At 70.7% G+C, this 22,031-nt stretch carries 22 protein-coding genes and 1 tRNA gene; 15 read left to right on the plus strand and 8 right to left on the minus strand.

The genetic code is table 11. The annotated features are described in order from the left end of the window. Positions 1-17: 17 nt before the first annotated feature. Positions 18-314, plus strand: a complete 297-nt coding sequence (locus tag ACFWYM_RS02210) for a type II toxin-antitoxin system VapB family antitoxin (RefSeq protein WP_003955420.1) — start codon at positions 18-20, stop codon at positions 312-314. 151 nt (positions 315-465) lie between these two features. After that, on the plus strand, positions 466-1,125 hold the full coding sequence (locus tag ACFWYM_RS02215) for a LytR C-terminal domain-containing protein (RefSeq protein ID WP_384828956.1): 660 nt from the start codon (positions 466-468) through the stop codon (positions 1,123-1,125). A gap of 2 nt (positions 1,126-1,127) precedes the next feature. On the opposite strand, the gene upp is transcribed toward ACFWYM_RS02215, so the two are convergent. Next, positions 1,128-1,763, minus strand: coding sequence for a uracil phosphoribosyltransferase (gene upp / locus ACFWYM_RS02220; RefSeq protein WP_384828958.1), 636 nt, complete (start codon positions 1,761-1,763; stop codon positions 1,128-1,130). Between the two features lie 102 nt (positions 1,764-1,865). Between upp and ACFWYM_RS02225 the strand changes: the two genes are divergently transcribed. The 9 genes from ACFWYM_RS02225 to ACFWYM_RS02265 all read left to right on the plus strand — a co-directional run bounded on the left by ACFWYM_RS02225 (position 1,866) and on the right by ACFWYM_RS02265 (position 7,671). Beyond that, positions 1,866-2,045 (plus strand): hypothetical protein, encoded by a 180-nt coding sequence (locus ACFWYM_RS02225; RefSeq protein WP_384828960.1) that lies wholly within the window; start codon positions 1,866-1,868, stop codon positions 2,043-2,045. 204 nt (positions 2,046-2,249) lie between these two features. Continuing rightward, on the plus strand, positions 2,250-2,795 hold the full coding sequence (locus ACFWYM_RS02230) for a hypothetical protein (protein WP_384828962.1): 546 nt from the start codon (positions 2,250-2,252) through the stop codon (positions 2,793-2,795). A 57-nt stretch (positions 2,796-2,852) separates the two neighbouring features. Then, on the plus strand, positions 2,853-3,311 hold the full coding sequence (tadA, locus tag ACFWYM_RS02235) for a tRNA adenosine(34) deaminase TadA (RefSeq protein WP_384829411.1): 459 nt from the start codon (positions 2,853-2,855) through the stop codon (positions 3,309-3,311). Between the two features lie 10 nt (positions 3,312-3,321). Further along, a tRNA-Ser gene (locus ACFWYM_RS02240) sits at positions 3,322-3,406 on the plus strand. 503 nt (positions 3,407-3,909) lie between these two features. Beyond that, complete coding sequence (locus tag ACFWYM_RS02245; RefSeq protein ID WP_384828964.1) at positions 3,910-4,095, plus strand: hypothetical protein; 186 nt, start codon at positions 3,910-3,912, stop codon at positions 4,093-4,095. Positions 4,096-4,148: 53 nt separating this feature from the next. Continuing rightward, a complete protein-coding gene (locus ACFWYM_RS02250) occupies positions 4,149-4,442 on the plus strand; it encodes a Dabb family protein (protein ID WP_384828966.1) in 294 nt (97 codons plus the stop codon). Positions 4,443-4,656: 214 nt separating this feature from the next. Continuing rightward, the gene (locus ACFWYM_RS02255; protein ID WP_384828968.1) at positions 4,657-5,493 is read left to right on the plus strand and encodes an RNA polymerase sigma factor SigF; all 837 of its coding nucleotides are present in this window, start codon (positions 4,657-4,659) and stop codon (positions 5,491-5,493) included. A gap of 244 nt (positions 5,494-5,737) precedes the next feature. Then, entirely contained in the window at positions 5,738-6,616 is an 879-nt protein-coding gene (locus tag ACFWYM_RS02260) for an RNA polymerase sigma factor SigF (RefSeq protein WP_384828970.1), read from the plus strand. Between the two features lie 755 nt (positions 6,617-7,371). Continuing rightward, entirely contained in the window at positions 7,372-7,671 is a 300-nt protein-coding gene (locus ACFWYM_RS02265; RefSeq protein WP_384828972.1) for a hypothetical protein, read from the plus strand. Positions 7,672-7,710: 39 nt separating this feature from the next. Here ACFWYM_RS02265 and ACFWYM_RS02270 read toward each other — a convergent pair whose 3' ends face one another. Beyond that, the gene (locus tag ACFWYM_RS02270; protein WP_384828974.1) at positions 7,711-7,923 is read right to left on the minus strand and encodes a hypothetical protein; all 213 of its coding nucleotides are present in this window, start codon (positions 7,921-7,923) and stop codon (positions 7,711-7,713) included. 740 nt (positions 7,924-8,663) lie between these two features. On the opposite strand from ACFWYM_RS02270, the gene ACFWYM_RS02275 reads away from it, so the two are divergent. From ACFWYM_RS02275 to ACFWYM_RS02290, 4 genes are all read left to right on the plus strand, one after another. Further along, positions 8,664-9,146 (plus strand): MarR family winged helix-turn-helix transcriptional regulator, encoded by a 483-nt coding sequence (locus tag ACFWYM_RS02275; protein ID WP_384828975.1) that lies wholly within the window; start codon positions 8,664-8,666, stop codon positions 9,144-9,146. Between the two features lie 19 nt (positions 9,147-9,165). Further along, positions 9,166-11,733 (plus strand): MFS transporter, encoded by a 2,568-nt coding sequence (locus ACFWYM_RS02280; RefSeq protein WP_384828976.1) that lies wholly within the window; start codon positions 9,166-9,168, stop codon positions 11,731-11,733. 171 nt (positions 11,734-11,904) lie between these two features. Continuing rightward, positions 11,905-12,732 carry a YceI family protein gene (locus tag ACFWYM_RS02285; RefSeq protein ID WP_384828978.1) on the plus strand — a complete coding sequence of 276 codons (828 nt, stop codon included), beginning with the start codon at positions 11,905-11,907 and terminating at the stop codon, positions 12,730-12,732. A 163-nt stretch (positions 12,733-12,895) separates the two neighbouring features. Further along, on the plus strand, positions 12,896-13,366 hold the full coding sequence (locus ACFWYM_RS02290; protein ID WP_384828980.1) for a PPOX class F420-dependent oxidoreductase: 471 nt from the start codon (positions 12,896-12,898) through the stop codon (positions 13,364-13,366). Between the two features lies 1 nt (position 13,367). Here the strand turns inward: ACFWYM_RS02290 and ACFWYM_RS02295 are convergent, their stop codons facing one another. From ACFWYM_RS02295 to ACFWYM_RS02320, 6 genes are all read right to left on the minus strand, one after another. After that, entirely contained in the window at positions 13,368-14,171 is an 804-nt protein-coding gene (locus ACFWYM_RS02295) for a TetR/AcrR family transcriptional regulator (protein ID WP_384828982.1), read from the minus strand. Positions 14,172-14,379: 208 nt separating this feature from the next. Then, complete coding sequence (locus ACFWYM_RS02300; RefSeq protein WP_384828984.1) at positions 14,380-15,906, minus strand: MFS transporter; 1,527 nt, start codon at positions 15,904-15,906, stop codon at positions 14,380-14,382. A gap of 100 nt (positions 15,907-16,006) precedes the next feature. Beyond that, on the minus strand, positions 16,007-18,160 hold the full coding sequence (locus ACFWYM_RS02305) for an ArnT family glycosyltransferase (protein ID WP_384828986.1): 2,154 nt from the start codon (positions 18,158-18,160) through the stop codon (positions 16,007-16,009). After that, positions 18,157-19,629 carry a glycosyltransferase gene (locus ACFWYM_RS02310; RefSeq protein WP_384828989.1) on the minus strand — a complete coding sequence of 491 codons (1,473 nt, stop codon included), beginning with the start codon at positions 19,627-19,629 and terminating at the stop codon, positions 18,157-18,159. The genes ACFWYM_RS02305 and ACFWYM_RS02310 overlap by 4 nt, the downstream gene beginning before the upstream one ends. Positions 19,630-19,654: 25 nt before the next feature. Continuing rightward, on the minus strand, positions 19,655-21,226 hold the full coding sequence (locus ACFWYM_RS02315; protein ID WP_384828991.1) for an ATP-binding protein: 1,572 nt from the start codon (positions 21,224-21,226) through the stop codon (positions 19,655-19,657). Then, entirely contained in the window at positions 21,223-21,978 is a 756-nt protein-coding gene (locus ACFWYM_RS02320) for a response regulator transcription factor (protein ID WP_384828993.1), read from the minus strand. The genes ACFWYM_RS02315 and ACFWYM_RS02320 overlap by 4 nt, the downstream gene beginning before the upstream one ends. Positions 21,979-22,031: the final 53 nt, after the last annotated feature.

Here is a 22,031-nt window from a genome sequence, read left to right on the forward strand (position 1 = left end):
CCCGGTAGGCTTTCCGTGTGATCTTCAAGCGCATCGGAAACGGCCGGCCGTACCCCGACCACGGCCGGGAAAGCACCCGGCAGTGGGCGGACGTCGCGCCGCGCCCGGTCCGCCTCGATCAGCTCGTGACGACCAAGGGCCAGCTCGACCTGGAAACCCTGCTCGCCGAGGACTCCACGTTCTACGGCGACCTCTTCGCGCACGTCGTGAAGTGGCAGGGCGACCTGTACCTGGAGGACGGCCTGCACCGCGCCGTCCGCGCCGCGCTCCAGCAGCGCCAGGTCCTGCACGCCCGCGTCCTCGAGCTGGGCTGACCCCCACCCGGCAGGCCGGCTGACCCGGCCCGAGGCGTCCTGACACGGTCTGACGCAGCCTCAAGTCCGCATTGGCCCTTTTGGGTTGGACTGCGCGTCAGGCAATGATCATTTAGTAGGCATCGCTGCCGAGCCGCACTACGCTGCGCCCATGAGCATGCTCACTCCCCCCGGCATGGGCGGCAAATACCGCATCACGGGGGACAAATATCCGCGCATGCGCCGCGGTCACGGGCGGCGCAGGATCGTGCTCGCGGTCATCGCGTCCGCTGTCGCCGTCGGCCTCGTCGGCTGGGGCACGCTGCAGCTCATCGACGTGTTCACGGGTGGCGGCGACAAGGCCACGGCGGCCGGTCCGAAGTCCGGCTGCGCCGGGAAGTCCGCGCCCTCCGCCAAGCCCTCGGGCCCCTCGGCCCCGAAGCCGAAGCCGCTGCCCGAGCCGGGCCGGATCACGGTCAACGTCTTCAACGCCACGCCCCGCGGCGGCCTCGCCAAGGACACCGCGGACGAGCTGAAGAAGCGCGGCTTCCGCATCGGCAAGGTGGGCAACGCGACCAAGGAGTTCGACAAGAAGGTCAAGGGCACCGGGATACTGCTCGGCCCCAAGTCCCAGGCCGAGACCGCGCTGCCCGTACTCGCCACCCAGCTGAGCGGCGCCGAGCGCAGGACCGACACCCGCAAGGACGCCGCCGTCGACCTGATCCTCGGCGCGGAATTCAAGGACCTGGCGAAGAAAGAGGACGCCGCGAAGGCCCTGACCGCACTGGCCAAGCCCTCCCCGGCGCCCTCGTCGTCCGGCAAGAACTGCTGAAGCTATTCGGCCGTTCCGTACATGCGGTCACCCGCGTCGCCGAGGCCCGGCACGATGTAGCCGTGCTCGTTGAGCCGCTCGTCGACCGAGGCGGTCACCACCGTCACCGGGGTGCCCGCGAGCTCGCGCTCCATGATCTCGACGCCCTCGGGCGCGGCCAGGAGCACCACGGCGGTCACGTCGTCGGCGCCGCGCTTGATGAGCTCCTGGATCGCGGCGACCAGGGTGCCGCCGGTGGCCAGCATCGGGTCGAGGACGTACACCTGCCGGCCGGAGAGGTCCTCGGGCATGCGCGTCGCGTACGTGGACGCCTGCAGCGTCTCCTCGTCGCGGATCATCCCGAGGAAGCCCACCTCGGCGGTGGGCAGCAGCCGCACCATGCCGTCGAGCATGCCGAGCCCGGCGCGCAGGATCGGCACGACCAGGGGCCGCGGGTAGGAGAGCTTCACGCCGGTGGTCTGCGCGACCGGGCTCTCGATGTCGACCTGCTCGGTGCGCACGTCCCGCGTCGCCTCGTACGCGAGCAGGGTGACCAGCTCGTCGGCGAGGCGCCGGAAGGTCGGGGAGTCGGTGCGCTTGTCGCGCAGCGTGGTGAGTTTGTGCGCCACCAGCGGGTGGTCGACGACGTGGATCCGCATGCCTCAACAGTAACCGGCACGCAAGACCCCCGAATCCCTCCGCGCTGGCATCAAACGCGCCATCGGGGGGAAAGTGGAGGGACGGACTGGGGTGGTGTGCCGATGCCGGACCGGAACAACGCACAGGGCTCTCGTGAGACGGACGCGGAGCGCCGCAGGCGCCGCGCCCAGTTCCTGCGCGAGCTGACCGAGGCGCGCGAGCTGCGCGACCGCGTGAAGCCGCGCCGCGCACGGGCGGCGCGCATGCGACAGGCGATGCGCATGCGTACGTTCCGCTGGTGACCGAGGCCCTTCGGACGGCCTCCGGAACCCACCCGCGGAAACCAGACGCGGACACAGCGGGCGGAAGACCTCTCCTGAAGCCGTCGTTTCTGCCACGATTCCGAGTGGGCGGGGCTTGGAACAGGAATTCCCCGCTCCCCGACCTCCGCCGGGGGGACCCCAAACCGCCAACCGGCACTGCCTATGACCAGTGGGAGAGTCACGGTGTATTTCGCCGCACTGCTCGCGCGCACCGAAGACGGGTGGGAAGCGAGCGACACGGAGCTCGACGATGTGGAGACCCTGTCGGATCTGGCCGACCTGGCCCGGGAACACCGGGAGGAGGCCGAAGCCGACGACGACACAGTGCTCGTCTTCATCGAACAGGAAGACGCCTGGTTCGGCGTCGTCCGCGTGGACGGCGAGGAGGACCCGCGCGTCTACGTCTCGGACGCGGCCGCGGCCGCCCGCAGTTCGTACGGGGAGATCCTGCTCACCGACGAGATGCTCGGCCGTGAGCCGGGCGACGACGGGGCGGACGAACTGGACGCCCTCGACCTCGACGGCACCGAGGACGGAGAGGACTCCGCCGACGACGAGGACGGGGAAGGCTCGGACGACGCCGTTCCGGCCGGCCCCCTCGGCGACACGGAGATCCTCACGGACCTCGGTGTCTCCGAGAAGAACCTGCTCAGCCTGGAGAGCGGTGACGCGCTCTCCGAGATCGCCGAGATCCTCGGGGCGGCGGAGGTGCTGGAAACGGTCCGCTAGGTTCCCCATGTGAACGACCAGACCCCCGATCCCGTACGCGATCGCTGGCGGGCGCCGATGCGGCTCGCCCTGGCCGAGGCCGAGCAGGCCGTCCGGGGCGGCGATGTGCCCGTCGGCGCCGTCGTGCTGTCCCCGGACGGCGCGACGGTGCTCGCGACGGGCCACAACGAACGGGAGGCGGCCCACGACCCCACCGCCCACGCCGAGGTGCTCGCGCTGCGCCGGGCGGCCGCCAGGCTCGGCGCGTGGCGGCTCACGGAGTGCACGCTCGTGGTGACCCTCGAGCCGTGCACGATGTGCGCGGGCGCCATCCAGCAGTCCCGGCTCGGCCGCCTCGTGTACGGGGCCCGCGACGAGAAGGCCGGCGCGGTCGGCTCCCTCTGGGACGTCGTCCGCGACCGGCGGCTCAACCACCGCCCCGAAGTCATCCAGGGCGTACTCGCCGAGGAGTGCGCCGAACCCCTGCGTCGCTTCTTCCGCCAAACGGATTTCAGAACACGGCCCACCTTGGGCTAGAGTTCCTCTCGGTAGCGTGTCCGAGCGGCCGAAGGAGCTCGCCTCGAAAGCGAGTGTGGCGCAAGTCACCGAGGGTTCAAATCCCTCCGCTACCGCTCTTGAAGAAGGCCCCGTCCGCGAGGACGGGGCCTTCTTCATTTCCCGAGGAGATACGAGGCGTAGATACGGGGCGTAGAGGAGATTCGGGCGTACGGGCATGCGGGCGTACGGGCATACGCGAGAGCCCCGGCGCTCCGCTGAGGCGCCGGGGCTCATCCCGCTAGGACGGGGGAAGCGGCATCGGGGGGACAAGCCGCTTCCCCCGACGAGGACTGGAACCCTCAAGTCCACACCGCCGTCAGGGGGGAAGCAGACGGCGCGGACCCCGCAGTGGAGTCCAGTCCCTGGCCCGCGGATTCCTGCCAGATCCGCTGGGCTCATCACCCATCCTGCTCCTCCCGCAACCGCTCGCGGCCAGGCAAAGGGCCTGTGCTGCCGGGTCGTTGGTCCTTAAAGGCCAAGTGAGGAAAGGGGCCGGGAAAGGTGACCGCCAAGGGCCCCGGGTTAGACTCACGCCCGGCACAGGGGTCACACGGGGCGCAGGGGCAAAGGGGAGGCCATGAGCGTGTTGGAGCCGAAGAAGATCGCTCTGTTCGTCTTGGTCGTCTTCGTGCTGTACGTGATCATCACGGACCCCGCCAAGGCCGCCGACTACGTGCAGATAGGGTTCGAGGGCGTTTCGAGCGCCGCCAAGAGCATCGGCGACTTCATGACCTGGGTCGCCAACGGAGGCGGCGACAAGTGAGCGTCCCGCACGCCGCCCACACGCGCTGAACCCTTATCGCCTAGGAGTGCCCTGTGATCCGCCATCTGGTCCTCTTCAAGCTCAACGACGGCGTGCGACGCGACGACCCGCGCGTGGTGGAGGGCGTCAAGGCGTTCCGTGAACTCGGCGGCGCCATCCCGGAGCTGAAGTTCTGGGAGTGCGACTGGAACATCACGGACCGCCCCATCGCGTACGACTTCGCCATCAACTCGGCGGTCGAGGACACCGATGCGCTGAAGCGCTATCTGGAGCACCCGGCCCACCAGGCCGGTGTCGCCCTCTGGCGCGAGTTCGCCACGTGGGTGATCGCGGACTACGAGTTCTGAGCCGTCCGTACGCCCGGGGCACGCCCCGCGTACGAAATCGGGCCCCTCACTGGAACGGTGAGGGGCCCTTCCGCGTCTTACGCCCCAACTTGCCCCTCAACACGGCGTTATACGGTGCTTGCACACAGTGCACATGTCTTGTGATGCTATGACCGCTTTTGACGGATGAGTTGACCGTGGTTGAACGGGGTCGACCCAGTTTGATCCAGAAGGGGTGGCGTTGACCGTGCCGGCCAGTACTGCGCCAGAAGCACCACCCGCGAAGGCGGCAAGGAGCACCACGAGCAGTCGGGGCGCCGACACCCGGGCCCTCACACAGGTGCTCTTCGCCCAGCTCAAGGGCCTTGAGCCGGGCAGTCCCGAGCACGGCAGGGTGCGCGGTGCGCTCATCGAGGCCAACCTGCCGCTCGTGCGGTACGCGGCCGCGCGCTTCCGCAGCCGCAACGAGCCGATGGAGGACGTCGTCCAGGTCGGCACCATCGGCCTCATCAACGCGATCGACCGCTTCGATCCGGACCGGGGCGTGCAGTTCCCGACCTTCGCGATGCCCACCGTGGTCGGCGAGATCAAGCGGTACTTCCGCGACAACGTCCGCACCGTCCACGTGCCGCGGCGCCTGCACGAGCTGTGGGTGCAGGTGACGGGCGCGACGGAGGACCTCACCACGGCCTTCGGGCGCTCGCCCACCACCGCGGAGATCGCCGAGCGGCTGCGCATCAGCGAGGACGAGGTGCTCGCCTGCATCGAGGCGGGCCGCTCGTACCACGCCACGTCCCTGGAGGCGGCCCAGGAGGGCGACGGGCTGCCGGGCCTGCTCGACCGGCTCGGCTACGAGGACCCGGCCCTGGACGGCGTCGAGCACCGCGATCTCGTACGGCACCTCCTGGTCCAACTGCCCGAGCGGGAACAGCGGATCCTGCTGCTGCGCTACTACAGCAATCTGACGCAATCTCAGATCAGCGCCGAGTTGGGCGTTTCCCAGATGCATGTGTCAAGACTGCTGGCCAGAAGCTTCGCGCGGCTTCGATCCGCAAATCGAATCGAGGCGTAACCGCTGCGGGTGGACTGCCGTTCGGAAGCTTTCCGACGCGTCCGCCCGCGATGACGCTTCAAACCCCCTCCTTCCTGCGGTGATGTCACCCTTCTTTGTCGACAAGTAACTACAGCGTGTTGCCGACATGTGACATTCTGCTGGAACCGCGTTTGGCGCAGCTCCGCCTCCGGTATTCAGGTGGAGGCTGCGTTCCTCCGACGGGAGCGCTCGCCGTGACCGTCCGCGACCTCAAGGGGGTGGCATGTCCGCAGACCAGGGCAGCTCGAAGGTGCTCACACTCACGAAGAGCGCGTCCACGCCTGACGCGCCGAACACTTCGGCGGCGACCGAGGCTCCCGCCTCCTCCGTGACCACCGGTGCGCTCGACACCCGCACCCTGTCCCGCTCCCTGTTCCTGCGGCTCACCGCACTCGACGAGGACAGTCCGGAGCGCGTCTACGTACGTGACACGCTGATCGAGCTCAACCTCCCGCTGGTGCGGTACGCGGCGGCGCGCTTCCGCAGCCGGAACGAGCCGATGGAAGACATCGTCCAGGTCGGCACCATCGGTCTGATCAAGGCCATCGACCGTTTCGACTGCGAACGGGGCGTGGAATTCCCGACGTTCGCGATGCCGACGGTCGTCGGCGAGATCAAGCGCTTCTTCCGCGACACGTCGTGGTCGGTGCGGGTGCCCCGGCGGCTGCAGGAGCTTCGCCTCGCGCTGACGAAGACGAGCGACGAGCTGGCCCAGAAGCTGGACCGCTCGCCCACCGTGCCCGAACTCGCCGCGGCGCTCGGGGTGTCGGAGGAGGACGTCGTCGACGGCCTCGCGGTGGGGAACGCGTACACGGCGTCCTCGCTGGACTCGCCCACCCCTGAGGACGACGGTGGCGAGGGGTCGCTCGCGGACCGGTTGGGGTATGAGGACTCGGCCCTTGAGGGTGTCGAGTACCGCGAGTCGTTGAAGCCGCTGCTCGCCAAGTTGCCGCCGCGTGAGCGGCGGATCATCATGCTGCGGTTCTTCGCGAACATGACGCAGTCGCAGATCGGTGAGGAAGTCGGGATCTCGCAGATGCATGTGTCGCGGCTGCTGACGCGGACGTTGGCGCAGTTGCGGGAGGGATTGATCGGGGACTGATCGGGGACTGATCGCGGCGGTTGGTGGGTCGTTGATCGGTGGTTGGTGCGTCGTTGATCAGCGGCTGGCGGGTCGCTGATCGGAGGTTGGTGCGTCGTTGATCGGCGGCTGGCGGGTCGCTGATCGGAGGTTGGTGCGTCGTTGATCGGCGATTGAGAGGTGGCCCGTCGCTGGGTGGCGGGTCAACTCTTCTGTGTGTGAGCGGTGTTGCTGACGGGGTTCCTAATTGACGGACCGTCAGCCACACTGGCGCGATGCGACGTGGTGTTCGGAATGTGCTGGGCGCCGGGGCGGCCGTGGTGTGCCTGGGCGGGATGCTGGCCGCGTGCGGCGGTGACAGCGGTGACGGGTATGTGGCCACGGGGGCGGCGGGGGCCTCGCCTGAGCGGGCGCCCGGGAAAGGTGTGGGGCCCAGCGGGGATGTGACGTTGGTGCCGTTGGACGGGGCGCGGGGTGGGTCTCGTAGTCCTTCCGGGGCTGGGTCCGGGTCCGGTGAGGGTTCCGATGGCGCGCAAGGGAAGTCGCGGGGTGGGGGCGGGAGTTCGGGCTCGGAGAGTTCGGGTGGCTCGGGTGGGTCGAGTAGCTCGGGTGGGTCGGCAGAGTCCGGGGGGTCTTCTTCGTCTTCGTCGCCGTCCGGGGGGTCTTCGTCGTCCGGCTCGGGGACGGGTGGTTCGGGAGGGTCCGGTGGTACGGGGGGTTCTGGGACGCCCTCGGCGCCTGGGGGTAGTGGTGAGCCCTCGCCCGGAGGGCCTGCTGTGCTCAAGGTCGGCAAGCCCGAGCGGGCCGCTGCCGATGACCGGTGGTGCGAGAAGGTGACCGTCGCCTTCCGTAACACCGGGGGGGCGCCCGTGCGTTCGGGGACGGTCACCTTTGCCACGCATGTCATCGGGGCGCTCGGGGTCGACTGGGCCACGATCGAGTCGACCGAGAAGCTGCCGGCGCCGATCGGCGCCGGGCAGAAGAAGGAGAAGACCTGGTCGGTGTGTGTGGACGCCTGGCGGGTGCCGTTGGGCATGCACATCGAGACGCGGGACGTCTCCGTGAAGTGGAAGTGAAGCAGCTTGGAGCAGCTGTGAAGTTGCCGGGGCTGCCGGTTACTTGAGGGCCAGCCAGGCCACGCCCGCCACGACGGCGATTCCGAGGATCACGCCGAGGATCAGGCCGACGCGGGGGCCGGTGGGCGCGGCGTTCTGCTGGGTGCGGGACGTCTGCGGGGCCTCGTCGACGAAGGCGCGGAACATCTGCGTGCTGCCCGCGGGGTCGTGGTTGCCCTCGGGGCCCTGGGGGGCGTGGGGGTTGTGTGCCATGGGCCAGGACCCTAGCGAATATGGGGGCTTGCGGCGAGGGCGGGGGTGAGGGCGCGGTGGTATGGGGCGCGCTTGGGGGCTGCGGGGCTGTGGGGCTGTGGGGGCTGTGGGTGAGCTGGTGGGTGGGGCGGGGTGGGGACGCGGCGGTATGTCCGTCCTCGAAAAGCCGGGGGCGCTGTAGGGGGACATGAGTAATGGCTTGGGTGGCTTGCTGTACTGCGGGCGGACATACCGCCGCGTCCCCACCCCTTGCGCCGTCGCCCGCCTACAGCCCGTCCCCCACTTCTGCCCCAACAGCGCGTCCGCAGCCCGTCCCCCCTTCCTGCCTTCCTGCCTACCTGCCTTCCCGCGCGAGGGCGGGCCCCTTTCAGCCTCGGGGGGTGGTGCCCTTCAGCCCGTCCGGCGTTTGAGGACGAGGCCGTTCAGGCCGAAGGGGGGGTCTGGGGGTGCAGCCCCCAGGAGGGCGCCTCAGGGGCGACGGAGTCGGTGGATTCGGGAAGGGGCGGGGTTGGGGAAAGAGCACCCGGCAGGGGGGAGGCGGCTTGTGTGGGGCGTTGGGGCTGGGTGGGGAAGAAGGGGCGGGTGACCTAAGGCCCGGTCCCGTTACCGCGTTCACCTGGGGCTTTAGGTGTGCAAAGACAGAGCTTTGCCGGAGCTTTAGGTCCTTGGTCCTCTTTTAGTTTGCCTGCGGCAACCAACTGCTTTTATGGTTGCCCTAAGCAACAAAGACAGGAGGTGCCGTGGCCGCGCAGCGTCAGTACGAGGAGTTGGCCCGCCAGCTCAGCGCCGTAGGTGCCGTCAAGCGCGACCTCGCCCGGATCCTGCCCCACGACTGCCCGGCCGGTTCCGCCGCCGTGCTCACGCTGCTCAGCCGGTACGGCGAGATGCGGATGAGCCGGCTCGCGGAGCTGTTGGCCGTTGATATGTCGGTGACCAGTCGGCATGTCTCCCATGTCGCCGAGCGCGGCTGGATCGAACGGTCCCCGGACCCCGCCGACAAGCGCTCCCGCATCCTGCGCCTCACCGAAGCCGGTGAGCGGCAGATGGAGGTGCTCTCCGAGCGCTCCACGCAGTTGCTCGCCGACCGGCTGAGCGACTGGTCCGACGACGAGGTCGGCATGCTCATCTCCCTGATGGCCCGGCTCCGGGACAGTTTTGGGGACTGCCGGTCGGCACAGACCAGCCGTATCGCCACCCGTACCACCACCCGTACACCCGCGTAAGCAGTAGAAAAGGAAGCCCATGGCCACGACCACACCATCCGGTGTGCGGGGCAGCCACGCCAAGCACGGAGCGCATGACGACAGCGCACCCATGACGCATCGTCAGATCATGGAGGCGCTCTCCGGGCTGCTGCTCGGCATGTTCGTCGCGATCCTTTCGTCCACGATCGTCTCCAACGCCCTGCCCGAGATCATCGGCGACCTGGGAGGCGGCCAGTCCGCCTACACCTGGGTCGTCACCGCCGCCCTGCTCTCCATGACGGCGGCCACCCCGCTGTGGGGCAAGCTGTCCGACCTCTTCAGCAAGAAGGCTCTCGTACAGATAGCCCTGGTCATCTATGTGCTGGGGTCCGTTGTCGCGGGGCTCTCGCAGAACGCCGGGATGCTCATCGCCTGCCGTGTCGTGCAGGGCATCGGCGTGGGTGGGCTCTCCGCGCTTGCCCAGATCGTCATGGCCGCGATGATCTCGCCGCGTGAGCGCGGGCGTTACTCCGGCTACCTCGGGGCCACGTTCGCCGTTGCCACTGTTGGCGGACCGCTGCTCGGTGGTGTCATCACCGACACCTCGTGGCTGGGGTGGCGCTGGTGCTTCTACGTCGGTGTGCCGTTCGCGGTCATCGCGCTCATCGTGCTGCAGAAGACCCTGAAGCTGCCCGTCGTGAAGCGGGAAGTGAAGGTCGACTGGGGCGGTGCCTTCTTCATCTCCGCCGCCGTCTCGCTGCTGCTGATCTGGGTCACCTTCGCCGGGGACAAGTACGACTGGCTGTCCTGGCAGACGTACGCGATGGTGGGCGGCTCGATCGTGCTCGGGCTGCTGTTCATCCTCGTCGAGTCCAAGGCCAGTGAGCCGATCATTCCGCTGCGGCTCTTCCGGAACCGCACCATCGCGCTGTCGTCGCTCGCCTCGCTCTTCGTGGGTGTCGCGATGTTCACCGGCACCGTCTTCTTCAGCCAGTACTTCCAGCTGGCGCGCGGCAAGTCGCCGACGATGTCCGGGGTCATGACGATCCCGATGATCGGTGGTCTGTTCATCTCCTCCACCGTCTCGGGGCAGATCATCACCAAGACCGGGAAGTGGAAGGGCTGGCTCGTCAGTGGTGGTCTGCTGCTGACCGCCGGGCTCGGGCTGCTCGGGACCATCCGGTACGACACCGCCTACTGGCACATCGCGATCTACATGGCCCTGATGGGTCTCGGCATCGGCATGATGATGCAGAACCTCGTGCTCTGCACGCAGAACCAGGTCGCGCCTGAGGATCTTGGTTCCGCCAGTTCCGTCGTCACCTTCTTCCGGTCCCTCGGTGGTGCCATCGGCGTCTCGGCGCTCGGTGCCGTCATGGCCACCCGGATCACCGACTACGTGAAGGACGGGCTCGCCGATCTCGGGCCGAAGGGCGCTGCCCTCGGGCACGGTGGCACCGGTGGGGGTGCGATACCCGACCTGGACAAGCTGCCGGAGCCGTTCCGGATCGTGATGGAGAGCGCGTACGGGCACGGCATCGCCGATGTCTTCCTGATCGCGGCGCCGATGGCCTTCATCGCCTTCCTCATCACCATCTTCATCAAGGAAGTTCCGCTGCGGACCTCCGGGGCGCTCGCCCAGGCCGCCGAGGGTTCGACGCCGGCGGAGGGTGGTGCGAAGGCTCCTGAGAGTGCTGAGCGTGCAGACAGTGCTTCGGGTGCTGCCGCCTCTGTTGCTCCTGTTGGTGATCAGCCGGTGCTCGCCGCTGTCGCGGCCGCCGGTGACAGCGGGCCCGAGGCCACTCAGCGGCTTGCCGCCGTCGCCTCCGCCGGGGGTGGGGACGTCCCCGCCCAGGCCATCGGTGGCGGGATTCCGGTGCGGGGCTTCGTGCGGGGCGCCGAGAGCGCGCCGGTGCCGCGGGCCGCGGTCACCCTGATCTCCCTCGGGGGACGGCAGTTGGGGCGTGCGGTCGCGCAGGGCGACGGGGCCTATGCCGTGGACGCGCCCGGTGCGGGGTCCTATGTGCTGATCGCCTCCGCCGACGGTTTCCAGCCGCAGGCGTCCACCGTCGTGGTCGGCGAGGACGCCCTCGCGTACGACATCCTGCTGAGCGGCACCAGCGGGCTCAGTGGAGTCGTGCGGTCCGCCGACAGCAAGCTGCCGGTGCGCGGCGCGATGGTCATCGTGACCGATGTGCGCGGGGACGTGCTCGCCACCGGACTCAGCGGTGAGCAGGGGGAGTTCACCTTCGCCGAGCTGGTTCCGGGGACCGTCACCGTCGCTGTGAACGCGCCCGGTCACCGGCCGGCCGCGCTGCCCGTCGAGGTCGGCGGCGCCGGGGTCACCCGGGTCGAGATCGACCTGAGCGCAGGCGCGCAGGTGCAGGGCACCGTGCGGGCGGCGGGCGGTCCGCTGAACGACGCGCGGGTCACGCTGGTGGACGCGGCGGGCAATGTCGTCGCCACCGCCACGACCGGGGCGGACGGGGCGTATGCCTTCACCGACCTGGACAGCGGGGAGTACACCGTTATCGCGACCGGATATCCGCCGGTGGCGACCGGCCTGAGCGTCGCCGGGAGCGGCGTCGACGGCCACGACATCGAACTCGCCCACCCCGGCGAGTGACCGGCCCCGGGCGGGGGCGCCCTGAGCGGAGCGCCCCCGCCCGGTGATGGAGAAAGAGACCCCCGGGTCGGTGGTGGCACAGACGGCAGGGGACGGCCGGTCACCACCGCCGGGGGTCGTTGTTTTCGAGCCGTTTTATGCGGCTATTTCGAGCTTGTTGGAGTAGGGGATATGGGACTCACTGCGCGGATCCGGACTCGCGACGGGTGGGCTGTGCCGCACGCCGTCGTCACCGTCACGGACATGACGGGCGCGCAGGTGCTGCGCGCCGCGACGGACGAGGAAGGTGTCGTACGGGATGCGGCGGAGCTGGTTCCCGGGCCGTACACGGTGATCGTCACCGCCGTCGGGTACGCGCCCGTCGCCTCGACCGCGCTCGTCACGGCGAGCGGCCGCGCGGAGGTCGGCACGGTCGTCCTCGCCCGGCAGGGCGGCACCGAGCTGCCGCCGCCCGGGCCGTGGACCATCGACCCGGCGCACTCCACGGTGGGCGCCGTCGCGCAGCACCTGGGGATCACCAGCGTGCACGGGCGGTTCACGGAGTTCGGGGGGCGGGTCGAGATCGCCGGGGCCGACGGGGACATCGAGAAGTCACGCGTCGAGGCGGTCATCCGGGCGGGGTCCATCGACACCGGCAACGGCATGCGGGACGGGCACCTGAGGTCGGCCGACTTCCTGGACGTCGAGCAGTACCCGGAGATCACATACCGGTCGAGCGGGCTGACCCCGGCCGGGCCCGACCGGTGGACGGTCCACGGGGAGCTGGGCATGCACGGTGTGGTGCGGCCCGTCGACCTGGACCTGAGCTACCTGGGGACGGGCGCGGACCCGTGGGGCGGGACGCGGGCGGCCTTCCGGGCCACCGCCGAGCTGCGCCGCGAGGACTTCGCCATGAACTACAACCAGGTGGTGCAGGCGGGGATCTCGGCGATCGGCACGACCCTGAGGGTCGAGCTGGACATCCAGGCCGTGCAGGGGGACGCGCTGCCGCAGGTGTAGCGAGTGCCTCGTGAAGAGCGAACTCCTCGTGAAGAGCGAGTGCCTCATGACGAGCGAGTGCCTCGTGCAAGGGGACCCGTGAAGGGGGTACTGGCAGGCGTACGTACGAAGGGGTCCGCCTGCCTCGGCCGTGGGCGGACCCGGTGGCCGTAGGGTGCCGGACATGGCACCCGGCATCGCGACCAACACCCCTGTGTCCCTCGATGAGTTGCTCGACTTCGTCCGTCCCCGGCACCGCGCGATCCTGCTGACCGCGCGGGCGGACGGCACCCCGCAGGGCTCCCCGCTGACCTGCGGGGTCGACGACGCGGGCCGGATCGTCGTCTCCACCTACCCGGAGCGGGCCAAGACCCGCAACGCCAAGCGGAATCCGCGCGTCAGCGTCCTTGTCCTGTCGGACGAGTGGAACGGTCCGTGGGTCCAGGTCGACGGCGCCGCCGAGGTCATCGACGCACCCGACTCGGTGGAGCCGCTCGTCGAGTACTTCCGCAACATCTCCGGGGAGCACCCGGACTGGGACGAATACCGGGCCGCCATGCTCAAGCAGGGCAAGTCCATCATCCGGGTCACCCCGGAGCGGTGGGGGCCCGTCGCCACCGGGGGGTTTCCGGCTCGGCCGGCCTCGGAGGGCTGATCTACGAACGCGTGCGCGCCAGCATCGCCTCGATGCCCGCCACCATCAGGTCGAGCGCGATGCGGAAGTCGCGCTCGCGCATCTCCTCGACCGTGTCGCCGCCCCGCGCGTCCATCAGCTCCGCCGAGCTCTCCACCATCTCGGCGAACCGGGGCTCCGCCTTGACCGTGCCCATGGCCTGCTGGAAGTACGCGTCCTGGGTCATCCCCGCCGAGGCGCAGCGCTGCACGAAGTGGCCCTCGATCGTGCCGAAGCCGTAGACGAACTGGAAGACGGCCGAGAGCGCGCCCATCTGTTCGTGCGGGGGCAGGCCCGTGTTCTTCACGGCGCGCTGCACCGTCAGGGAGAACCTCATCGAGTTCGGGCCGATGTTGAGGAAGGTCCCGACGAGCGGTGACACCCAGGCGTGCCGGACCAGCAACTTCCGGTATTCGGCGGCCAGTTCGCGGAGCTGGTCGCGCCAGTCCGCCTTCGTGTCCGGGTCCGACTCCGAGTCCGCCTCGGGCAGATCGAGCTCGCCGAAGACCGCGTCGAGGGCCAGCTCCAGGAGGTCGTCCTTGGTGTCCACGTACCAATAGACGGACATCGCCGTCACATTCAGCTCCGCGGCGAGGCGGCGCATGGAGAACTTGGCGAGGCCCTCCGCGTCCAAGAGCCGGACCGTGGTCTCGGTGATGCGGTCGCGGTCCAGGCCCGAGGGCTGGTCGGACCTGCGGCCGCCGCCCCCGCCGCGCGCGGTGGCCTTCTCCTCCAGCCAGACGCTCGTCCGCGCCGGGCGCTTCGCGCGGTCGGCTGCCTTCACCATGGCGCACCTTCCAGAGAGATTCGACAGAGATTCGACAGAGATTCGACAGGGACGGGGACAGGGACGGAGACGGAGACGGAGACGGAGACGGAGACGGAGACGGAGACGGAGACGGGGACGGGGATAGGGGCACTTCGTACGGAGGGTGAGTCGGGGCGGTGGGCGGAGCGGAATCCAGCCGTCCGCCCACCTCGATGCTATGCGGGCCCTACGGCTGTGCCGGTGTCACCGGTGAGTCTGCCCTCTCCGCCCTCTTCAGCAACGCGGCCGCCACCACGCCTCCGAGGAACACCGCGACGGCCCCCACCAGCTGGCTGGTCTCGAGCCCCGAGGCGAACGCGTCTGCGATCTTCGCCCGCTCGGTCTGCGAATCGGCGGCCGCGAGCGCCGCGGGCAGGGAGGCCGCGGAGACCGAGACGAGGGCCGCGAAGCGGGAGTTGAGGACCGCACCCAGGACTGCTACCCCGAGTCCGTGGCCGAACTCGGCCAGCGTGCCGTTGACCCCCGCGCCCACGCCCGCCTTCTCCGGCGGGATCGCGCTCATGATGGCGTTGGCCATCGCGGGCATGGCGAGCGAGATGCCCGAGCCCATCACGATCAGGCCCGCCAGCATCCCGCCGTAGCCGCCGTCCGTCCCGCCCCCGAGCAGGGCGACCAGCGCGAGGCCGCCCGCGAGCAGGCTCATGCCGCACAGGATCGTGACCGGCGTGCCCAGCTTCTTGTGCAGGCGCGCGCCGATCCCGAGCAGGTTGAGGGCGACCACCGACACCGCGAGCGGCGCCGTGCGCAGGCCCGCCTCCAACGGCTCGTACCCCATCACGAACTGCAGGTGCTGGGTGAGCAGGAAGAGCGAGCCGCCCATGCCGAAGGCGACCAGGATCGCGCCCGCGACGGCCCCGATGAAGGGGCGGTTGCGGAAGAAGTGCATGTCCAGCATCGGGTACGGGATGCGCAGCTCCCACCGGACGAAGGCCGCCAGGACCACGGCGCCCACCGCGGCCGAGCCGAGCACCTGGCCCGACGTCCAGCCCTCCCGGGGGCCGGAGATGATCGCGAACACGACCGCGGCCATGCCGATCGTGGACAGCAGTGCGCCGAGCAGGTCGGGGCGGTCGCCCGTCGGGTTCTTCGACTCCGGGACCATCTTGATCACGGCCGCCAGCGCGAGGAGCGCCACGGGGATGTTGACCAGGAAGATCGCGCCCCACCAGAAGTGGTTCAGCATGACCCCGCCGAGCAGCGGGCCCGCGGCGAAGCCGAGGGAACTGACGGTCGACCACATCGCGATGGCCTTGACCCGCTCCGCGTCACTGAAGATCTGCATCACGACGGCGAGCGTCGTGGTGAGGAGCAGCGCGCCGCCGATGCCCATGCCGGCCCGCGCCGCGATGAGCTGGCCCGAGCTCTGCGCGAGGCCCGCCACGAGGGAGCCGATCCCGAACAGGGCGAGGCCCGCGACCAGCATCTTCTTGCGCCCGTAGCGGTCGGCCGAGCTGCCCGCGGTGAGCAGGAGTCCGGACTGGACCAGCGAGTAGGCGTTGATCATCCACTGAATGTCCGCCGTGGACGCGTCCAACTCCTCGGTGAGGGACGGGATCGCCACGTTCAGGACGGTGTTGTCGAGCAGCACGGTGAGCTGGGCGAGGCAGATGACGCCGAGGATCAGCCAGCGCTGCGGGTGGCCGCCGCCGTCGGGGGCGGTGGAGTCGTGGGTCTCGGCAGTCGTTGCCGTCATTCAGGCTCCTTCTACGGTGTACGTCAGGTGGGCGACGTACACCGTAGAGGAGATCCTTGTACGGCGTAAAGGGGTTTGTCTCAGGGGTGCCCGGCGGGGGCTAACTCCTGGGCTGCGTCAGGTCGTAGAAGGTGGCGCTGCCGACGGTGACCTTCTTGTAGTGGGACGTCACCCAGGAGGTGATCTTCGAGGCCGTACCGCTGTTGCCGCCCGGGCCGCCCGACTGGCCGCCGATGAAGTAGTGGATCGTGCCGTCGGCCACGTACTTCTTGAACTGCGCGAGCGTCGGCGCGGGGTCACTGCCGTTGAAGCCGCCGATCGCCATCACCGGCTTCCCGGTGGCGAGTTGGTAGCTGGCGCTGTTCTGGGAGCCGATGGTCGCGGCGGCCCAGGTGTAGTCGCCGGCGTTCGCCGCCAGGAGCTTCTTGGCCTTGGCGCTGACCTGGGCGCCGTTGAGGAGGCCGCCCATGCCGCCGCCCGCGCCGCCGCCTCGGCCGCCGCTTTCGCCCGTGGGTCCCGTGGGTCCCGTGGGTCCTCCCCCGGGTGCCCCTCCGGGCTGGGCAGCGCCCTGCTGACCGGGCGGCCGCATCTGCGTCCCGCCCTTCATCCCGCCACCAGGTCCCCCGGTGCCACCGCCCGGCGCTCCCTTGCCTCCCCCGGGGCCTCCCTTGCCCCCGCCCCCGGGAAAGCCCATCCCCGCCCCCGAAGGCCCCGCCGTCACGATCGACCCCGTGTGCGCGGAGTCCAGCGTCGACAGCGTGTACGCCGTCGGGCCCGCCAGCGACGCCGCCGTGCCCAACACCACGGCCCCCACCGCCAGTTGGCGGCTCATGCGGCCCACGAAAGCGAGTGCGAGGGCGCCCGCCAGGCCGCCCGCCAGGACCGCCCAGCGCAGCCACGGCAGGTAGTCCGGGGTCCGGTCGAGCAGCGTGTGGCCCCACCACGCGGTGACCGCGACGGTCACGCCGAGCGTGGCGCCCGCCCACCACTTGGCGCGCTCCTCCCACAGGACCGTGGCGCCCATGCCGATGAGGGCCGCGAGGTAGGGGGCGAGGGCCACCGTGTAGTACTGGTGGAAGATGCCCGCCATGAAGCTGAAGACCCCGGCGGTCATCAGCAGCGCGGAGCCCCACGCGAGGAACGCGGCGCGGGCCGTGTCCGTCCGCTGGGCCTTCCAGGTGAGGACGAGTCCGGCCACGAGCAGGATCAGGGCGGCGGGCAGCAGCCAGGAGATCTGGCTGCCGACCTCGGAGTTGAACATCCGGCCGAGCCCGGTCTCGCCCCACTGACCGCCACCGCCACCGCCACCACCCCCGCCGGGACCACGGCCACCACCGCCCCCGCCGACGCTTCCGGCCTCGTCGCCGTTGATGCGGCCGAGGCCGTTGTAGCCGAAGGTCAACTCGAGGAAGGAGTTGTTCTGCGAGCCGCCGATGTACGGGCGCGAGGACGCGGGCCACAGCTCCACGATCGCGACCCACCAGCCGCCGGACGCGATCATCGCCCCGGTGGAGAGGGCGAGTTGACCGAACCGCTTGCGCGGCCGCACGGGTGCGCACACCGCGTACAGGACGGCGAGCGGCGGCAGGATCAGGAACGCCTGGAGCGTCTTGGTGAGGAAGGCGAAGCCGACCGCGACGCCCGCCCACACCAGCCACTTGGTGCGGCCGTGCTCCAGGGCGCGCAGCACGCAGTAGACCGTGACGGTCATGAGCAGCGCGAGCAGCGCGTCCGGGTTGTTGAAGCGGAACATCAGCGCGGCCACCGGCGTCAGCGCGAGCACCGCGCCCGCGAGGAGTCCGGCGGTGGCGCTGAAGCGGCGCCGCACGGCCGCGTACAGGACGCCGACCGTGGCCACGCCCATCAGCACCTGCGGGACGAGGACCGCCCACGAGTTGAGGCCGAAGAGCCGTACGGACAGGGCCATCGGCCACAGGGAGGCCGGGGGCTTGTCGACGGTGATGGCGTTGCCCGCGTCGAGCGAGCCGAAGAAGAGCGCCTTCCAGCTCTGGCTGCCCGCCTGGACGGCCGCGGAGTAGAAGGAGTTGGCGTAGCCGGAGGCGCTGAGGTTCCAGAGGTAGAGCACGGCGGTGACGAGGAGCAGGCCGAGGAAGGCCGGGCGCACCCAGCGCGCGTCCTCCGCGCGGCCGTGCCACAGGCGGTGGGCGACGTCGCCCGCGCGCCGGTGACCGCGGTCCGCGCAGGGGGGCGCGGGTGGCGCCGTGGGCTGTGGGGCGGGATGGGCCGTGGTCATCGGGGGTTCCTCGGGTCGTGGGGGTGGTTCGTGCCGTACGGGGGCTGTTGATCGCACGCGGTCCGCTGCTCGTACGGGGGCTGTTGATCGCACGTGGCCTGCTGCTCGTACGCGGTCTGCTGCTCGTACGCGGTCCGCTGCTCGTACGCGGTCCGCTGGTCCGGGAAGACCCAGGCCCGCAGCAGCAGGAACCTGAGCACCGTCGCGGCCAGGTTCGCCGCGATCAGGACCGCGAGCTCCGTGGAGTGCGCCGGGTCGGCGGCGGCCGTGTCGAGGGCGGCCAGGGAGCCGCTGGTCAGGGCCAGGCCGATGGCGAAGACCACGAGGCCCTGCGCCTGGTGGCGGACGGCCCGGTCGCGGCCGCGCACCCCGAAGGTGAGGCGCCGGTTGGCCGCCGTGTTGGCGACGGCGGAGACCAGGAGGGCGAGCGCGTTGGCGAGCTGCGAGCCCGTGAACGTACGGAAGGCGGAGTAGAGCAGGAGGTAGGCGAGGGTCGACAGGGCGCCCACGGCGCAGAAGCCGACCAGCTGCCGCGCCAAGCCCCGTGGCACACCCGCGAGTTGGCGGTCGCGCGGGTCGTCGCCGAAGGGACGGGTGAGCCGGTCGAGGGGCAGCGCGCCGACGGCGAGGGCGCGGCCCACCCGCCAGACGCCCTTGAGGTCGTCCGTTGCGGTCCTGACGAGGTGGACGGTGGAGTCGGGGTCGTCGACCCAGTCGACCGGCACCTCGTGGATGCGCAGGCCCGCGCGCTCGGCGACGACCAGCATCTCGGTGTCGAAGAACCACCCGGTGTCCTCGACGAGCGGCAGCAGCACCTGCGCGACGTCCCGCCGGATCGCCTTGAACCCGCACTGGGCGTCGGAGAAGCGGGCCTGGAGCGAGCCGCGCAGGATGAGGTTGTACGCGCGCGAGATGAACTCCCGCTTGGGGCCGCGCACCACGCGCGAGCTGCGCGCGAGCCGGGAGCCGATCGCCAGGTCGGAGTGGCCGGAGATCAGCGGGGCGACCAGCGGCAGCAGGGCGTTGAGGTCGGTGGACAGATCGACGTCCATGTACGCGAGGACGGGCGCGTCGGACGCCGCCCAGACCGTGCGCAGGGCCCGCCCGCGCCCCTTCTGCTCCAGGCGGACATAGCGGATCTGCGGGCTGTCGGCCTCAAGTTCCCTGGCGACCTGGGGGGTTGAGTCGGTGGACGCGTTGTCGGCGACCGTGATGCGGAACGAGTAGGGGAAGGTGCGGTCGAGGTGCCGGCGCAGCCGGGTCACGCACGGCCCGAGGTCGCGCTCCTCGTTGTGGACGGGGACGACCACGTCGAGGAGCGGCGGCCGGGTCGGTCCCGGTGCGGCGGGCAAGGCCGCGGGCAGGTGCTCCCGGGCGGGCAGGGCCGCCGGAAGGGAGCCGGCCGGAAGGGAGCCGGCCGGGAGGGAGCCGGCGGCGAGGGAGTCGGCCGCGAGGGAGTCGGTTCGCATGCCACGAACCTCGCGGGCCGCTCTGTCAGGGCTGTGTGGTGAGGCTGTGGCCCGCCTGTGAGTGCACGGCCAACTGGGTCTCGTACGGCGGGTGGTGGCCGTCCGTGTACGGGGATCGGTGGCCGTCCGCGTCCGACGTCCGGCTCCCGGACAGCGGCAGCCGCACCGTGAACACGGTCCGGCCCGGCGCGCTCTCCACCGTCACCGCGCCGCCGTGCGCATCGGTCACCGCGCGCACGATGGCGAGGCCGAGCCCCGTGGAGCCATGGGCGCGGGAGCGCGAGGTGTCGCCGCGCGCGAACCGCTCGAAGACGTGCGGCTGGAGCTGTGCCGGGATGCCGGGCCCGTCGTCCTCGACATCGAGCCGCGCCCACGGGCCTTCGGTGTGCACGCGGGCGGTCACGGTGGTGCCGGGCGGGGTGTGGGTGCGGGCGTTGGCGAGGAGGTTCACCAGGACCTGGTGGAGCCGGGCGGCGTCGGCGCGCACCGGCACCGGGTCGGCGGGCACGTCGAGCCGCCAGGTGTGGCCGGGCCCGGCCGCGCGGGCGTCGCTGACGGCGTCCACGACGAGCGGGGAGAGGTCGGTGTCCGCGTACGACAGGGGGCGCCCGGCGTCGATCCGGGCGAGCAGCAGCAGGTCCTCGACCAGGCCGGTCATGCGGTGCGCCTCGGACTCGATGCGGCCGAGGGCGTGCCGGGTGTCGGGCCCGGCTTCCTCGTGGCCGCGCTCGTGGCCGCGCCGGGTGAGCTCGGCGTAGCCGCGTATGGAGGCGAGCGGCGTGCGCAGCTCATGGCTGGCGTCGGCGACGAACTGCCGCACCCGCATCTCGCTCGACTGCCGTGCGTGCAGCGCCCCGTGGACGTGGTCGAGCATCCGGTTGAGGGCGGCGCCGACCTGGCCGACCTCGGTGCGTGGGTCGGCCTCGGACTCGGGGACGCGCTCGTGGAGGGTCACCTCGCCGCTGTGCAGGGGGAGTTCGGAGACGCGGGTCGCGGTGGCGGCGACGCGGCGCAGCGGGCGCAGGGCCACGCCGACCATGGCGGCGCCCGCGAGCGAGGCGGCGACGAGCCCGGCCGCGGTGACGCTGACCTCCACCCAGATCAGGGTGGAGAGGGTGCCCCGGACCTCGGTCTCGGGGAGGCCGACCACGATGTCCCCGCCGGGCTTGGCGCCGACGCGGTAGTCGCCGAGTCCGGGCAGGTGCACGGAGTGCTCGGTGCCGTCGCGGGGGACGGAGGTGAGGGCGCCGGCCTGGGCCTCGGTCAGCCCGGAGGTGCGGGTGGTGCTGTCGCGGTCGCTCCTTGCGGCTTCGACGACCGAGCCGTCCGTGGTGTCGAGGCGGGCGGCCACGGTGTTCTTGTTGCCGGGCCCGGCGAGGAACCGGAGCGGCTCGTCCCTGCCGGGGCCGGGCAGGGGGTGGCCGCCGTCGGCCATCCCGACGACCTCGTGCACCTGCTTGTCCAACTGCGCGTACAGATAGGTGTGCAGGGCGATCGTCGTGACGGTGCCGATGACCGCGCAGATCACCGCGATCAGGCCGACCGCGGCGATGACGAGCCGCGTGCGCAGGGTGCGCGGCCCCCGCCGCCGCTTCACACCGCCGCGACGGCCGCGGGCGCGGGCTTCAGCAGATACCCGGCGCCGCGCCGCGTGTGGATCATCGGCTCGCGGCCCGCGTCGATCTTCCTGCGCAGATACGAGATGTAGAGCTCGACGACGTTGGCCTGGCCGCCGAAGTCGTAGCTCCACACCCGGTCGAGGATCTGCGCCTTGCTGAGCACCCGGCGCGGGTTGCGCATCAGATAGCGGAGCAGCTCGAACTCGGTGGCCGTGAGGTGGATGGAGTCGCCGCCCCGGGTCACCTCGTGGCTGTCCTCGTCGAGGGTCAGGTCGCCCACGGCGAGCATGGACTCGGACCTGCGGTCGGCGGCACCGGCGCGCCGGATGAGGCCGCGCAGCCGGGCCACGACCTCCTCCAGGCTGAAGGGCTTGGTGACGTAGTCGTCGCCGCCCGCGGTGAGCCCCGCGATCCGGTCCTCCACGGCGTCCTTCGCGGTGAGGAAGAGCACGGGCACGTCGGGCAGCTCGCGCCGCACCCGGCCGAGGACGGAGAGCCCGTCCATGTCGGGCAGCATCATGTCGAGCACCACAGCGTCGGGCCGGAAGGACCGGGCGGCCCGCACGGCGCCCGCGCCGTCCCCGGCGCTGCGGATCTGCCAGCCCTCGTAGCGCAGGGCCATGGACAGCAGCTCGGTCAGCGACTCCTCGTCGTCCACGACGAGCACGCGGACGGGGCTCCCGTCCGGCCTGAGCAGTTCGGTGCGCCCCTGGGGCGAGGTGGTGGTCATGGCGGACAGCCTGTGCGGCGCCCGTGAGAGGGAGCTTTCCCCAGTCTGTGAAT

Source organism: Streptomyces sp. NPDC059009, from assembly GCF_042740175.1.
Lineage (GTDB): Bacteria > Actinomycetota > Actinomycetes > Streptomycetales > Streptomycetaceae > Streptomyces.

What these genes read in the sequence shown, in the direction of transcription:
- ACFWYM_RS02215 (WP_384828956.1), top strand. Translation starts at nt 466, where the DNA reads ATGAGCATGCTCACTCCCCCCGGCATGGGCGGCAAATACCGCATCACG.
- upp (WP_384828958.1), bottom strand. Translation starts at nt 1,763, where the DNA reads ATGCGGATCCACGTCGTCGACCACCCGCTGGTGGCGCACAAACTCACC.
- ACFWYM_RS02225 (WP_384828960.1), top strand. Translation starts at nt 1,866, where the DNA reads ATGCCGGACCGGAACAACGCACAGGGCTCTCGTGAGACGGACGCGGAG.
- tadA (WP_384829411.1), top strand. Translation starts at nt 2,853, where the DNA reads ATGCGGCTCGCCCTGGCCGAGGCCGAGCAGGCCGTCCGGGGCGGCGAT.
- ACFWYM_RS02245 (WP_384828964.1), top strand. Translation starts at nt 3,910, where the DNA reads ATGAGCGTGTTGGAGCCGAAGAAGATCGCTCTGTTCGTCTTGGTCGTC.
- ACFWYM_RS02260 (WP_384828970.1), top strand. Translation starts at nt 5,738, where the DNA reads ATGTCCGCAGACCAGGGCAGCTCGAAGGTGCTCACACTCACGAAGAGC.
- ACFWYM_RS02270 (WP_384828974.1), bottom strand. Translation starts at nt 7,923, where the DNA reads ATGGCACACAACCCCCACGCCCCCCAGGGCCCCGAGGGCAACCACGAC.
- ACFWYM_RS02280 (WP_384828976.1), top strand. Translation starts at nt 9,166, where the DNA reads ATGGCCACGACCACACCATCCGGTGTGCGGGGCAGCCACGCCAAGCAC.
- ACFWYM_RS02285 (WP_384828978.1), top strand. Translation starts at nt 11,905, where the DNA reads ATGGGACTCACTGCGCGGATCCGGACTCGCGACGGGTGGGCTGTGCCG.
- ACFWYM_RS02290 (WP_384828980.1), top strand. Translation starts at nt 12,896, where the DNA reads ATGGCACCCGGCATCGCGACCAACACCCCTGTGTCCCTCGATGAGTTG.
- ACFWYM_RS02295 (WP_384828982.1), bottom strand. Translation starts at nt 14,171, where the DNA reads ATGGTGAAGGCAGCCGACCGCGCGAAGCGCCCGGCGCGGACGAGCGTC.
- ACFWYM_RS02300 (WP_384828984.1), bottom strand. Translation starts at nt 15,906, where the DNA reads ATGACGGCAACGACTGCCGAGACCCACGACTCCACCGCCCCCGACGGC.
- ACFWYM_RS02305 (WP_384828986.1), bottom strand. Translation starts at nt 18,160, where the DNA reads ATGACCACGGCCCATCCCGCCCCACAGCCCACGGCGCCACCCGCGCCC.
- ACFWYM_RS02310 (WP_384828989.1), bottom strand. Translation starts at nt 19,629, where the DNA reads ATGCGAACCGACTCCCTCGCGGCCGACTCCCTCGCCGCCGGCTCCCTC.
- ACFWYM_RS02320 (WP_384828993.1), bottom strand. Translation starts at nt 21,978, where the DNA reads ATGACCACCACCTCGCCCCAGGGGCGCACCGAACTGCTCAGGCCGGAC.